The organism is Flavobacterium sp. FG139, from assembly GCF_057809695.1.
Map to the genome: position 1 here is coordinate 153,772 of NZ_JBMDKL010000005.1, position 13,107 is coordinate 166,878.

14 protein-coding genes are annotated in these 13,107 nt (G+C 33.5%); 7 read left to right on the forward strand and 7 right to left on the reverse strand.

Annotation, left to right across the window (positions count from 1 at the left end):
• Nucleotide 1: 1 nt before the first annotated feature.
• From ACODSI_RS06150 to ACODSI_RS06170, 5 genes are read left to right on the forward strand one after another with little or no spacing between them, the layout of a single operon-like run.
• Nucleotides 2–1,120, forward strand: coding sequence for a glycosyltransferase (locus ACODSI_RS06150; RefSeq protein WP_488915958.1), 1,119 nt, complete (start codon nucleotides 2–4; stop codon nucleotides 1,118–1,120).
• Nucleotides 1,117–2,223 (forward strand): glycosyltransferase, encoded by a 1,107-nt coding sequence (locus ACODSI_RS06155; RefSeq protein ID WP_488915959.1) that lies wholly within the window; start codon nucleotides 1,117–1,119, stop codon nucleotides 2,221–2,223. Before ACODSI_RS06150 ends, ACODSI_RS06155 begins: the two co-directional genes overlap by 4 nt.
• Complete coding sequence (locus ACODSI_RS06160; RefSeq protein WP_488915960.1) at nucleotides 2,213–3,571, forward strand: O-antigen ligase family protein; 1,359 nt, start codon at nucleotides 2,213–2,215, stop codon at nucleotides 3,569–3,571. The genes ACODSI_RS06155 and ACODSI_RS06160 overlap by 11 nt, the downstream gene beginning before the upstream one ends.
• Nucleotides 3,528–4,544 carry a glycosyltransferase family 4 protein gene (locus tag ACODSI_RS06165; protein WP_488915961.1) on the forward strand — a complete coding sequence of 339 codons (1,017 nt, stop codon included), beginning with the start codon at nucleotides 3,528–3,530 and terminating at the stop codon, nucleotides 4,542–4,544. The genes ACODSI_RS06160 and ACODSI_RS06165 overlap by 44 nt, the downstream gene beginning before the upstream one ends.
• A gap of 57 nt (nucleotides 4,545–4,601) precedes the next feature.
• On the forward strand, nucleotides 4,602–5,996 hold the full coding sequence (locus ACODSI_RS06170; protein WP_488915962.1) for a sugar transferase: 1,395 nt from the start codon (nucleotides 4,602–4,604) through the stop codon (nucleotides 5,994–5,996).
• A 1-nt stretch (nucleotide 5,997) separates the two neighbouring features.
• On the opposite strand, the gene ACODSI_RS06175 is transcribed toward ACODSI_RS06170, so the two are convergent.
• Together ACODSI_RS06175 and ACODSI_RS06180 are read right to left on the reverse strand one after the other, a co-directional pair.
• The gene (locus ACODSI_RS06175; protein WP_488915963.1) at nucleotides 5,998–7,104 is read right to left on the reverse strand and encodes a lipoprotein N-acyltransferase Lnb domain-containing protein; all 1,107 of its coding nucleotides are present in this window, start codon (nucleotides 7,102–7,104) and stop codon (nucleotides 5,998–6,000) included.
• A gap of 7 nt (nucleotides 7,105–7,111) precedes the next feature.
• A complete protein-coding gene (locus ACODSI_RS06180) occupies nucleotides 7,112–8,179 on the reverse strand; it encodes a putative type IX sorting system protein PorV2 (protein ID WP_488915964.1) in 1,068 nt (355 codons plus the stop codon).
• A 121-nt stretch (nucleotides 8,180–8,300) separates the two neighbouring features.
• Here ACODSI_RS06180 and ACODSI_RS06185 point away from each other — a divergent pair, with 121 nt between their 5' ends.
• Complete coding sequence (locus ACODSI_RS06185; protein WP_488915965.1) at nucleotides 8,301–9,011, forward strand: CDP-alcohol phosphatidyltransferase family protein; 711 nt, start codon at nucleotides 8,301–8,303, stop codon at nucleotides 9,009–9,011.
• A 22-nt stretch (nucleotides 9,012–9,033) separates the two neighbouring features.
• Nucleotides 9,034–9,879, forward strand: a complete 846-nt coding sequence (locus ACODSI_RS06190; RefSeq protein ID WP_488915966.1) for a GH25 family lysozyme — start codon at nucleotides 9,034–9,036, stop codon at nucleotides 9,877–9,879.
• 5 nt (nucleotides 9,880–9,884) lie between these two features.
• Here ACODSI_RS06190 and ACODSI_RS06195 read toward each other — a convergent pair whose 3' ends face one another.
• The 5 genes from ACODSI_RS06195 to ACODSI_RS06215 form a co-directional block, all read right to left on the reverse strand.
• Nucleotides 9,885–10,100, reverse strand: coding sequence for a DUF5808 domain-containing protein (locus ACODSI_RS06195; protein WP_488915967.1), 216 nt, complete (start codon nucleotides 10,098–10,100; stop codon nucleotides 9,885–9,887).
• 4 nt (nucleotides 10,101–10,104) lie between these two features.
• Complete coding sequence (gene lptB, locus ACODSI_RS06200) at nucleotides 10,105–10,845, reverse strand: LPS export ABC transporter ATP-binding protein (protein ID WP_488915968.1); 741 nt, start codon at nucleotides 10,843–10,845, stop codon at nucleotides 10,105–10,107.
• 82 nt (nucleotides 10,846–10,927) lie between these two features.
• Nucleotides 10,928–11,278, reverse strand: a complete 351-nt coding sequence (locus ACODSI_RS06205; RefSeq protein ID WP_488915969.1) for a carboxymuconolactone decarboxylase family protein — start codon at nucleotides 11,276–11,278, stop codon at nucleotides 10,928–10,930.
• On the reverse strand, nucleotides 11,262–12,086 hold the full coding sequence (gene tatC, locus ACODSI_RS06210; RefSeq protein WP_488915970.1) for a twin-arginine translocase subunit TatC: 825 nt from the start codon (nucleotides 12,084–12,086) through the stop codon (nucleotides 11,262–11,264). Before tatC ends, ACODSI_RS06205 begins: the two co-directional genes overlap by 17 nt.
• Nucleotides 12,086–13,051 (reverse strand): KpsF/GutQ family sugar-phosphate isomerase, encoded by a 966-nt coding sequence (locus ACODSI_RS06215; protein WP_488915971.1) that lies wholly within the window; start codon nucleotides 13,049–13,051, stop codon nucleotides 12,086–12,088. Before ACODSI_RS06215 ends, tatC begins: the two co-directional genes overlap by 1 nt.
• Nucleotides 13,052–13,107 lie beyond the last annotated feature (56 nt).

The following is a 13,107-nucleotide window of genomic DNA, read 5'->3' on the forward strand; positions in this document are numbered from 1 at the left end:
AGTGAATTTTTTAATTGTAACTCATGTTGTCCATACCCAAAAAGATGGAGATTATTATGGCTATTCACCGTATGTTAATGAGATGAACATTTGGCTAAAATATGTCGATAAAGTAACTATTATAGCACCGTTGAAAGCAGTGGAAATGGATTCCATTTATCAAAAATACCATCATCCAAACATCAATTTTGTTCGTGTTCCCGAGTTTTCGTTTATTAACGGAAAAGAAATGCTAAAAGCTGTTTTTGTGATGCCTTATATTTTAGTAAAGCTCTTTTGGGTGATACTTTTTACCAATCATATTCATTTGCGTTGTCCCGGGAATATGGGACTTTTGGGAAGCTTTGTACAAATTTTATTTCCTTGGAAAAAGAAAAGCGCCAAGTATGCCGGAAATTGGGATGCGAATTCCAAACAACCTTTAAGTTACAGAATTCAGAAGCGTATTTTAAGCAATACGTTTTTGACACACAATATTAAGGTTTTAGTATATGGTGATTGGAAAAATCAGACCAAAAACATCAAATCATTTTTTACGGCGACCTATTTTAACTCCGAAATTAAAGAAGTTAATTCTAAAGATTTAAATGACAAAATAAGATTTACCTTTGTAGGCACATTATCCAAAGGTAAGCAACCACTTTATGCAATTCAGTTGGTCGAGATGTTAAAGAATAAAGGGTATGATGTGATGCTTTCATTATATGGTTCTGGTAATGAAAAACAACAACTTGAACAATATATTACAGAGAAGCACCTGGATGGTTATGTCTTTTTAAAAGGAAATGCCGACAGAGGCGCTATGATGGAAATTTATAAAGACTCCCATTTTATGATATTGCCTTCCAAAAGCGAAGGTTGGCCCAAAGTAGTTGCTGAAGCCATGTTTTGGGGCTGTTTACCTATTGCTACCAAGGTTTCATGTGTGCCTAACATGCTTGATTTTGGTGCGCGTGGTATTTTATTAACAGAAGAAAGTACTGAAGATTTAAAACTAATAGAAGCTGTTATATTAAATCAAGAGGCATATAATGACAAAATTAATAAGGCAATTCAATGGTCTCGAATGTTTACAATCGATAAATTTGAAAGCGAAATACAAACAATAGTGCATCCATGAGAATAATTCAGATAATTGATTCACTTGATATTGGCGGAGCCGAGAAAATGGCAGTGAGTTTTGCAAATTCACTTTCATCTCGTATGGAATTTTCAGGATTGGTAGTCACTCGAAAAGAAGGAAATTTAAAATCGGAGATAAAAAAAGAGGTGAATTATCTCTTTTTAGAACGAAAACACCGATTTGATTTTCAGGCTATTTTACGATTGAAAAAGTATTGTAAAAAAAATGATGTCCGAACAGTTCAAGCACACTCAAGCTCTTTTTTTATTGCTTGTATGGTGAAGATTTTGTATCCTAAGATTAAAATTCTGTGGCACGATCATAACGGAATAGGCATCATACCGAAAAGAGAAGGCGCACTTTATTTACAGTTTTTTTCCTTTTTTTTTAAAGGTGTAATTTCGGTTAATACTCAGTTAGAAGAATGGTCTAAAAGGAAGTTATTTTGCAAAAATGTGATTTACCTTCAGAATTATGTAGTGGTAGAAGACGAATATAAAAAAGATACTATTTTAAAGGGTGAAGGCGGAAAAAGGGTGTTGTATTTGGCTAATTTAAGACATCAAAAAAATCACTTTTTATTACTAGAAGTGGTAAAAAAAATTCATAAAGATTTTCCGGGTTGGACTTTTCATTTGGTTGGGAATGATGCGAATGATACTTATTCCATGAGTCTTAAAAAAGAAATTGTATCAAGTAATTTAGAGGATGTTGTGTATATTTATGGTTCAAAACAAGATGTGAAAAATATAATTAACCAATGTGAGTTTGGGGTTTTTACATCCAATTCAGAAGGATTGCCAGTTGCTTTGTTAGAATATGGTATTAATAAAAAACCTGTAGTTTCCACCAATGTGGGACAAATTCCGTTTATTGTGGAACATAACAAATGCGGATTCATATCAGGTGTTAAAAATGTTGACGAATTTAGCTTAAATTTAAGTAAATTACTTTCTGACAACGTGTTAAGAGAAAAATTTGGCAAGGCAATTCACAAAGTCATTCAGGATAATTATTCGGAAGATGTTGTTTTAGATAAATATGTTTCATGGATTAAAGAAATCAAAAACATAAAAATTAGTTCTATAGATGCAGAATAAAGATAAAAATTATTTAGCTCTTGTTATTATTCATATTCTGTTAGGAGTATTGGTTTTTTATGTGCCCATTGTTTCTCAGATTTATGGATATGCCATGTTGTTGGTAGGTGTTATTTTGGTTATAAAATCACAAAATAAAAAAAATGAAGTGCTTAGTATTTGTGCCTACATTGTTGGAAGTGAAGTTTTTCTGAGGATGACGTATGGAAATCCCAGCCATGAATTTGCTAAATATTGTGTTGTTTTTTTCTTATTTATTGGAGTCATATATTCTGGATTTTCTAAAAGCGCCATTCCGTATTGGATTTTTCTTATAATACTCATTCCTGGGATTATTATAGCCAATGAAAACATAGATTATAGTGTAGATTTTAGAAAAAAAATTGCCTTTAATTTATCTGGACCGATTTGCTTAGGGATTGCCACAATTTATACATTTGGGAAAAGGGTTACTATTGGTGAAATTGGAAATATACTACTCTTTTTAGGGTTGCCCATTATTTCAACAGCAGCTTTTGTGAATTTATTTGCTCCTAATATTAAAGACGTACTTACTGGTACCAGTTCTAACGAAATGTTGTCTGGTGGGTTTGGTCCTAATCAAGTTGCTACAATTTTTGGATTAGGAATGTTCATTTTCTTTACAAGAGCTATATTGTATTCTAGGACTAAAATCATCTTTTTTACCAATTTGCTGTTGGCATTTTATATAAGTTATAGAGGATTTCTTACTTTTTCTAGAGGAGGAATGATGACCGGTTTTGGTATGATAGGGATTTTTATCTTCTTTATGTATTACAATTCGATGTATAAAGGAAAAGTAAAATTGAATTATTTAATTATAATTCTTACGATAGTAATGTCAATTACATGGATATATACGTCTATACAAACTGATGGTCTTATTAATAAAAGATATGCTGGTAAAAATGCTCAAGGTGTTGAAAAACAAGATAAATTTTCTGGTAGAGGTGAATTGGCAGAGGATGAAATAACGATGTTTTTAGAAAATCCTTTTTTTGGGGTTGGAGTAGGTAAAGGTACAGAAATTCGTTCTGAAAAAAACGGGTTTTTAACAGCCTCTCACGATGAAATAACACGAATGTTAGCAGAACATGGGGCCTTGGGAATTTTAGGACTTATGATCTTGTTTTTTACCCCAATAATTTATTTTTTAGGAAATAAGCAAAATATCTATTTGTTTTGTTTTGTAACCTTTTGGTTTTTGACCATTAATCATGCCGCTATGCGTACGGCATCACCCTCATTTGTTTACGCTCTTTCAATGTTAAAAGTTAGATTTGATGATGACGAAGAAGGTTCTCTACATAGGAAACAAGCTGTCTAAACACGGAAATACGACTACCGTTATTGAAACTCTCGGACTTTCATTAACTACAGAAGGGTATCAGGTTACGTATGCTTCGGATAAAAAAAATCAAATCATTCGACTTTTGGATATGATTGTAGTAACGTTAATTAATTTACCAAAAGTAGATTATGTGATTATCGATACTTACAGTACTTTTAGTTTTAATTATGCTTTGATTATTAGCCAAATTTGCAGGCTGTTTCATAAAAAATACATTCCAATTTTACACGGCGGAAATTTACCCAATAGATTAGAAAATAGTAAATTTTTATCTCAATTGGTTTTTAAAAATGCCTTTACAAATGTAGCACCATCCCAATATTTACAGTCTGCTTTTGCAACGAAAGGCTATGATAATGTACTTTTTATTCCAAATACAATTGAAATTAATAATTATCAATTTTTAGAAAGAGCATATACAGAACCCAAATTGTTATGGGTACGCTCTTTGGCTAAGCTCTACAATCCAAAGATGGCCATAGAAGTAGCTTCCAAATTGAAAGCTGCTTTTCCAAATGTACAGCTTTGCATGGTCGGACCTGATAAAGAAAATTTACTTCAAGAATGCCAACAATTAGCACAGAAGTTACAGGTTAATGTGGTTTTTACGGGCAAACTTTCTAAAGAAGATTGGATTGAATTATCTAAAGAATACAATGTATTTATCAACACGACACACTTTGATAATACACCTGTAAGTGTTATAGAGGCTATGGCTTTGGGATTGCCAATTGTATCAACCAATGTTGGAGGAATCCCTTTTTTAATTAAAGACAAACAAGAGGCACTGTTAATTTCAGATAATAATTCAGAAGGAATGTATTGCGCTGTAAAAGAATTATTTGAAAATAGTGACCTTAGAGATACGCTAGTCTTAAATGCTAGAAAAAAAGCGGAATCTTTTGACTGGGAACATGTCAAACAAAAATGGCTTGAAATATTAAAATAGTCTGTTAATTTGTGCTATATTTTAGTAACTTGCATCGCTAAAATAATACCATTATTAATGAACAGTAACAAGAAAATACATTTTGAAGTTTCAGAGCGAAAAGTTCTTCTGAAGATTTTTGATGTAATCTTTGTACTACTTTCATTGTACATCATTAGTTCTATATTCGACTTTAAGTATTTTACTTTTTCAACAACCAATTATTATTGGACCATAGTTCTAGCTATTTATATCCATATTTTTGGTTCCGTGTTTGAAATGTATAATTTACAGGTGGCGAGTAATCAGTTTCAAATTATTAAAAGCATCATTCTTACCACTTCAACAACGGTTTTGATTTATCTTTTAACACCAATTTATACCCCAGTTCTTCCTTCCAATAGGCTTCAAATTATTATTTTCTTCGTAGCAATATTTTTGTCGCTTCTGTTATGGCGTATTTTTTATGTCAAGTTTTTAGCCTCACATCGATTTGTTAAAAATGCTATTTTGGTGTGTGATAAAGAGCAATTAAAAGAGTTGGTTTCCGATTTAGAGTATGCTGACCCTCATTATAAAATAATAGGCTTTGTCAATTCTGATGGAGAAGATAGTTCGAAAATAAAATATGGTTACATAAAGAATATAAAACCTACTGATTTGGAGAATTTTGTTAGAAAAAATTCTATTTCAGAAATTGTAATTGCTTCTCAAAAAACCGAAGGAATTACCGTTGCATTGTACAATCAATTGATTCATCTTTTAGAAAATGGCTTCATCATCAGAGAATATACTCAGGTATATGAAGCTATTACGCAACGTATTCCTGTTCAATATGTTTCAAGAGATTTTTATCGCTATTTCCCATTCAGTAGAAGCAATCAAAACCATTTGTATCTTTTAGCGACTCGAATAGCCGAAATTTTATTTTCATTAATAGGATTGTCGTTTGGATTGCTATTTTTCCCACTTATTTTTATTGGAAATCTCATAGGAAATCGAGGTCCGTTATTTTACACTCAAGAGCGAGTTGGTAAAAACGGTAAGGTTTTTAAAATATACAAATACCGCACAATGGTAAAAAATGCCGAAGCAAATGGTGCCGTTTTTACTACTGCTAATGATGCCAGAATTACACCATTTGGTAAGTTTTTAAGAAAAACCAGGTTGGATGAATTTCCTCAATTTATTAATATTTTAAATGGAGATATGGCCATTATTGGGCCGAGACCCGAACGTCCTGTTTTTGTAAATGAAATTGCCGAAGTGATGCCGTTTTATGAAACGCGTCATGTTATTAAACCCGGACTTACTGGCTGGGCGCAAGTGAATTATGCTTATGGCGATTCAATTGATGACAGCTTAGTAAAATTGCAGTACGATTTGTATTACATCAAGCACCGTAGTATCTTCTTGGATATTAATATCATCATCAAAACGTTCAGTACGGTTTTGTTCTACAGAGGACAATAATTTAGGAAGTCGCTTTTTTATCCTTCAAAAGTAATTTTACTTGCATATAAGAGCTCACTACTATAAACGGTAACATCAATAACAGGTGAGGTTTTGTGAGCATTGCAATCAAATAAATGCCTGTGAAAGCCATTCCAATTAGTAGTGTTTTTCTATACCAATTGCCTTTTAAAAATGGTAAAATCAAGAACAATGGATTGAATACTAATGCGTTGTAATTCCACAAAACTTCTTTGTGTAACGAATAAAATCCCACTAACGAAAGAAATAATCCTAATATTCCAGTTACAAATAGATAAGTCAAGAATACTGGTCTTTTATTCGTTAAAGTTATCAATAACAACACTAAAATTATGAAGTAAATACTATTCACAAAAGAGAAACTCGAATCTAGTTCGGCTCCTTTTACAATAGTTTCCGTTTTGGTTACCAATGGCTTTCCGTCCCATTTTGCTTTATCTAGACTGTGCATTAATTCAACAGGAAGAAATAATTTTACGGCATCATGATCTGTTTTTGCTCCAAAAATGATGTTGATTCCCAGTTTGTAGTAAAAGTGATTTTCAAAGAAAGGATACAGTAAGGCACGATAAGAAATTGATTGATCGTCTATCTTTTTAATAAGTTCGGAGCCTAGTGTCTTATTGATTTTTTCAACCACCATAGTGGTACAATTTCGATCAATAAATTTGTAAGTATAATAACGAGCATCCGAATATAAAGCTGCGTTTAGGTCATCAAAAAGTTCTTGTTTTTTAGTTAAAGGCAAGTTTAAGGTTTGTTCTATAACTTCTCTGTTTTCACTTTGGTATTCAAAAATGAAATCATCATAGGAACTCGCATTCATGAAATACTGCAAATCACCTTTTACGAATTTTAAATAAAAATTACCGGTTCTAAAATCGAAGGCGCCATAGTTGTAAACCACATCAAGATTGTTGATGGAATCTTTAATTCTAATGGCGGTATGACCAAATGTGGTATACAACTCGTTTCCTCTTCCACAGGTGAAGATGCTTACCGAAGCGTTTTCTGATAATGGTGCGCTCTGTGAAAAAACTACAAAGTGGAATATCAAAAATAAAACAACAAGTATTTTTTTTATCATAATAACGTTATCTGAAGATGCTCAAATCGACTTTTACCGAGAAAATATTTGAATACAAAGCAGCACTTTGATCGCCCAAATCGGTTAAAGCATAATCTATTTGAATGCCTTTATATTTAAAACCTAGACCAATATTGGGTTGAAAGCCTATTTTTTTGGAATTGTCAATTTGAGTTACATTTTGAAAATTTCCAACTCCTGCTCTCAAGAAAACCAAATCGGTGTAGCCATATTCAAATCCAATTGCTGGATCAATACTAACTGCTGAGGTCGCTATTAAATCGTTGGTTTTCGTGAACTGCATGTTTAAATTCCCAGAAGCTAAAAGGCTAGTTTCGTTATGAAATTCAAATTTTTTTGACATTCCAAATTGTGCTTTCGGTAAGGTAATCTCTGTACTTTCTGGTAATTCTTGATTTTGTCCAGCCACCGCACCTTTTATTTTGTTGTATTCCTCTTCGTTGATGCTCCAAACATTGTAAGTTGTGGTAATATCACGAAGTATCAACCCAAAATGCCAATCGTCTCTTTCAAATTGAAATCCAACATCAAAACCAAATCCCCATGAATTAGCAAAATCTCCAATAACACGTCGAATCACTTTGGCATTGATTCCGTATTGAAAACCAGGTAATTGTAATTTTCGGGCATATGACAAAGTCAACCCATAGTCGGCAGTTGAAAACTTACTAATTCTATTGTAATCAATGGTTCCACTGGCATCAATAAGTTGAGTTGTGTTCAAAATATCATCGACGCCAAAGCGAATTAATGAAATTCCCCAAGCGCTTTCATTGTCAATAGGCTTGGCATAAGCAGCATAGTCATATTGAGCAATATTGGCAAAGTAACTGGCATGCATCACGGCCACCTGACCGTCTTCAAGGCCGATTAATCCGGCTGGATTCCAGTATCCTGCGTTTACGTCATTGGTATGAGCCACCACAGCGTTAGACATACCGAGTGCGGCTGCATCTACACCTATATTCATGAACTCATTAGAATATTTTCTAACCGCTTGACTATAAGATAAAATACAACCTAACAATAAGGTGAGACACAGAAGTTTCTTCAAAGCAAATTATTTTTTCAAAAATAGAAATTTTTATTGAGCTTATTCAATTAAAATCTCTATTTACAAACGTAGTTATGTATAAACTTATTGTACTACATTTGTACTTTCAAAAAGTAAAAGCATGAACATCAAAAAACACATTCCTAATTTCCTGACGCTTCTAAATTTATTTTGCGGTTGTATTGCTATAGTTTTTATAGCCGATTCTAAATTTGATTTGGCTTTTTATTTCGTGTGTTTGGGAATCTTCTTTGATTTTTTTGATGGGTTTTTTGCTAGAAAGTTTGGTGTTTCTGGGCCGTTAGGTGTGCAATTGGATTCACTTGCCGATATGGTAACAAGCGGTGTTGCTCCTGGTTTTGTGATGTTTAAAATGATGTTGCAAAACAATACTGGTGGCTGTGAATACTTGCCTTATTTAGGGTTTATCATTACGCTTGGGGCATGTTATCGCTTGGCTAACTTCAATATTGATACACGCCAATCGGATTCGTTTATTGGGTTGCCAACTCCGGCAAATACTTTGTTTATTATGAGTTTGCCACTCGTAATTACCGAATGTCATTTTTTAACTTTAAGCGAATTGTTGAGCATCACCTGGGTTTTATTAGCCATCACTTTATTGAGTGCTTATGTAATGAATGCTGAAATTTCGTTATTTTCTTTAAAAATTAAAAACTTTAGTTTCCAAAAATACAAACTTCAAATTGGATTTTTAGCAGCAGCAATTGTCATGATTGTGACGTTGCACTACCTTTCCATTCCGTTAATCATACTTACGTATGTTTTATTATCGGTTTTCAATAATATGTCGGCTAAAAAGCAGTTATAAGAAGTAACTAAAACTACTTTTTATGGCTAAAAGAGCTACTAGAAAACCAACTGTTCGTAAAAAAAACACTAAGAAAAAGAACTCTTTTTTTTCAACAAAGTGGGTTGTTACATCGTTTCTAGTTGTGGCTTTTATTTTTGGCATCTATCATTATCGAAACGCACTATTGTATTACTTTAGTTTTAAATCGGATAAAATTTTAAAAGAAGATAAAGTATCGCAAGCTCGAATATTTCAGATATTAAAGGCCCACAAAGACTTGACTTTTGGATTTGATGTGTCTCAATTTCAAGGTGAAGTTAATTGGGATGCTATTGATTCGGTGGAGCACAAATTTCCGTTGCAGTTTGTTTTGATTAGAGCGACAGCAGGAAATGATAAACAAGACAGCCGTTTTGATGAAAATTGGTATGGAGCTAAAAAGCAACATTTTATTCGTGGTGCCTATCATTATTACCGTCCGAATGAAAATTCACTCGAACAAGCAGAGAATTTCATCAGAACGGTCAAGTTGTATAAAGGTGATTTACCACCAGTTTTGGATATTGAAAAATTGCCCGAAAACCAATCTATAGATAGTTTAAAAGTAGGCTTGAAGCGATGGTTGAAACGCATCGATGAACATTATAAAGTACGACCAATTATCTACACTGGCGAAAAATATTATACCGATTTTTTAAAAGAAGATTTTCCTGAATATACGTTTTGGGTGGCCAATTACAATTTTTTTGTAGAAAATATCAAAGACGATTGGCTGTTTTGGCAGTTTACCGAAAAAGCTAGAATAGAAGGAATTGACGAGCGTGTTGATCTTAATATTTATAATGGAACGCCAAAGATGTTGCGCTATTTAACCCTTTCGCATTAGTTTTTTCAGTCTATCATATAAAGAATAAATCCGAAAAACGACAACATCAATACAAAAGCTAGAATTGATTTTGGTTTGGCAAAATTTATGGTCCAGCCCATCCAAGGAATTCTCTTGGGAGGAAAAATTCGGTTATCATCTCGATTAAAATAAAAAACACCCCATTTCCAATTATTAGGGTCGTTACTCCATTGGTTTTGCGTTTCTTGAGAAGGTTCCATATAATTAAAATTCTAATTTCTTTTTACGAAGTTCGAAGTTTTGTCCTAAGTATACTTTACGTACCATTTCATCGGCAGCCAATTCTTCAGGAATTCCTGCTTTTAGGATACCACCTTCAAACATTAAGTAGGTTTTGTCAGTAATGGCTAACGTTTCTTGTACGTTGTGGTCGGTGATTAAAATCCCGATATTTTTGTTTTTCAATTGTGCTACAATACGTTGAATGTCTTCTACAGCAACTGGGTCAACTCCTGCAAAAGGTTCGTCCAATAGAATAAATTTGGGGTCGGTGGCCAAGCATCGAGCTATTTCTGTTCTACGACGTTCACCACCCGAAAGCAAGTCACCTCTGTTAGTGCGAATGTGTTCTAAACTAAATTCGGCAATTAAGCTTTCCATTTTGGCAATTTGCTCTTCTTTAGTATGTTTTGTAAGTTGTAACACACTCAAGATATTATCTTCAATACTCAATTTTCTGAACACAGAAGCTTCTTGTGCCAAATAGCCAATGCCGTTTTGAGCACGTTTGTACATTGGAAATTCAGTAATATTCATATCGTCTAAATAGATATTTCCTGAATTTGGTTTAACCAAACCCACAATCATGTAGAACGAAGTGGTTTTTCCGGCGCCATTCGGACCTAAAAGTCCCACAATTTCACCTTGATTTACTTCAACGGAAATCCCTTTTACAACACTTCTTCCTTTGTAGGTTTTAATTAAATTTTCGGCTCTTAATTTCATCTCTTGAGTATCAGATTTTTAGAAAGTTAGATTTTTAAACAAATTAACGAATAAACAAATAACCCAATCCACCATTTAACAATTATTTAGTTTCTTCTTCTAAGGCTTCCCAAAACTCGTAAGCTCTTCTTAGATGAGGAATCACGATTGTTCCACCAACCAATGTAGCAATTCCCATAGCTTCCATCATTTCTTCTTTCGTGATGCCTTCTTTATGGGATGTTTCCAAATGGTATTTGATGCAATCGTCGCATCGTAAAACCGTTGAAGCAACCAATCCTAGAAGCTCTTTTGTTTTTACATCTAAAGCACCTTCTGCATAAGCATTGGTATCTAGATTGAAAATGCGTTTGACAATTTTATTATTATCGGCTAATAATTTTTCGTTCATTTTAGAACGGTATTCATTGAATTCTTTAACTGGATTGCTCATCTTTTTTTCTTTTTTTGGCTACCACTGCAGCAATGTAAATACTTACTTCATATAACACCAATAACGGAATTGCAACAATCACCTGACTAGGAATGTCTGGAGGTGTTACAATAGCGGCTACGGTTAAGTTTATTACGATGGCTATTTTTCGATATTTCTTTAAAAACTCGGGAGTTACCAATCCTAATTTAGCTAAAAAATAAATGATGATTGGCATTTCAAACACTAATCCGCTTCCTACCAAAGAAGTTTTAACCATGCTTATATACGAATCGACCGTGAATTGATTGATAACCGTAGTACTGACATTGAATGTTCCAAAGAAGTTTATAGATAATGGAAGTACTACATAGTATCCAAAAAGAACTCCAATAAAAAATAAGATGGAAGATACGATGATGAACGAACCAGCGTGTTTGCGTTCGTTTTCATAAAGCGCCGGACTAATAAACTTCCATACTTGCCACAAAATATAAGGGAAACTAAGAATAAATCCTACGGTGACCAAGGTCCAAATGTACATCGAAAATTGTCCGCCAACTTCAGTGTTTTGAATGATAAACTGGAATTTTGTAGCACAAGCATACGTATCATCAACACCAAAAAAATGGGTTACCTCGCAAAAAAATCGATAGGTAATAAAGGTTGGGTCTTTTGGTCCGAAAATGACCGTATCAAAAATAAAATCGTCTATAAAATAACAAGCGCATGCTAAAACTAGAATTGCCGCCGTACTTTTAACCATTAGCCATCTTAAATCTTCAAGATGATCCATAAAGGACATTTCCTTCATTTCTTTCTTTGCCATTATACTATTCCTTCTTTTAAAATGTCATGTAAATGGATTACTCCTTTATATTCATTATTGTCAACAACAACTAATTGGGTTATCGAAAAATCTTCCATAATATTCAAAGCGTCGACAACCATATCAGAGGATTTAATCATTTTTGGATTTACCGTCATAATATCTTGTGCGGTCAAACCCGAAATAGTTTCTGTTTTATTCAGCATTCTTCTAATATCACCGTCAGTAATAATTCCGACAACTTTATTGTCTTCAACCACAGCAGTTACACCAAGGCGCTGTTCGGATATGGTTACAATCACATTTTTGATGCTCGATTCAGGTCGAACAATTGGTTTGCGATTAGGATCCAGCATGTCACTTACACGAAGCAGTAATTTTTTACCTAAAGCACCTCCAGGATGGTATTTAGCAAAATCTTCGGGACCAAAATTTCTTAATTCCATCAAACAAACTGCTAGCGCATCGCCCATAACCAATTGTGCAGTAGTGCTATTGGTTGGTGCTAAATTATTGGGACAAGCTTCACTTTCAACAAACGTGTTTAAAGTGTAATGCGCTTCTTTTCCTAAATAAGAAGTGGTGTTGCCAGTAATAGCGATTAATTTGTTTCCAAATCTTTTTAATAACGGAACCAATACTTTTATTTCGGGACTATTGCCGCTTTTGGAAATGCAAATTACAGTATCGCCATCTTGAACCATACCTAAATCACCATGAATGGCTTCTGAAGCATGTAAAAACATTGATGGAGTTCCAGTTGAATTGAGTGTCGCTACAATTTTTTGAGCAATAATAGCGCTTTTTCCTATTCCTGTCACCACCAAACGTCCTTTAGAACTATAAATTAATTCAACAACCTCTGCAAAGCTATTGTCTATATAATCAGTTAGTTTTGCTATAGACTGACTTTCGGAAAGCAGGGTCTTTTTGGCCGATTCAATAATGTTTTCTTTAGCTGTCAAAATAGATTTGTTATAGATTTGTTATTAAATTTGTATGAATAAAAGAAAGTTGTATA

What these genes read in the sequence shown, in the direction of transcription:
- ACODSI_RS06155 (WP_488915959.1), top strand. Translation starts at nt 1,117, where the DNA reads ATGAGAATAATTCAGATAATTGATTCACTTGATATTGGCGGAGCCGAG.
- ACODSI_RS06160 (WP_488915960.1), top strand. Translation starts at nt 2,213, where the DNA reads ATGCAGAATAAAGATAAAAATTATTTAGCTCTTGTTATTATTCATATT.
- ACODSI_RS06165 (WP_488915961.1), top strand. Translation starts at nt 3,528, where the DNA reads ATGATGACGAAGAAGGTTCTCTACATAGGAAACAAGCTGTCTAAACAC.
- ACODSI_RS06170 (WP_488915962.1), top strand. Translation starts at nt 4,602, where the DNA reads ATGAACAGTAACAAGAAAATACATTTTGAAGTTTCAGAGCGAAAAGTT.
- ACODSI_RS06175 (WP_488915963.1), bottom strand. Translation starts at nt 7,104, where the DNA reads ATGATAAAAAAAATACTTGTTGTTTTATTTTTGATATTCCACTTTGTA.
- ACODSI_RS06185 (WP_488915965.1), top strand. Translation starts at nt 8,301, where the DNA reads ATGAACATCAAAAAACACATTCCTAATTTCCTGACGCTTCTAAATTTA.
- ACODSI_RS06190 (WP_488915966.1), top strand. Translation starts at nt 9,034, where the DNA reads ATGGCTAAAAGAGCTACTAGAAAACCAACTGTTCGTAAAAAAAACACT.
- ACODSI_RS06195 (WP_488915967.1), bottom strand. Translation starts at nt 10,100, where the DNA reads ATGGAACCTTCTCAAGAAACGCAAAACCAATGGAGTAACGACCCTAAT.
- lptB (WP_488915968.1), bottom strand. Translation starts at nt 10,845, where the DNA reads ATGAAATTAAGAGCCGAAAATTTAATTAAAACCTACAAAGGAAGAAGT.
- ACODSI_RS06205 (WP_488915969.1), bottom strand. Translation starts at nt 11,278, where the DNA reads ATGAGCAATCCAGTTAAAGAATTCAATGAATACCGTTCTAAAATGAAC.
- tatC (WP_488915970.1), bottom strand. Translation starts at nt 12,086, where the DNA reads ATGGCAAAGAAAGAAATGAAGGAAATGTCCTTTATGGATCATCTTGAA.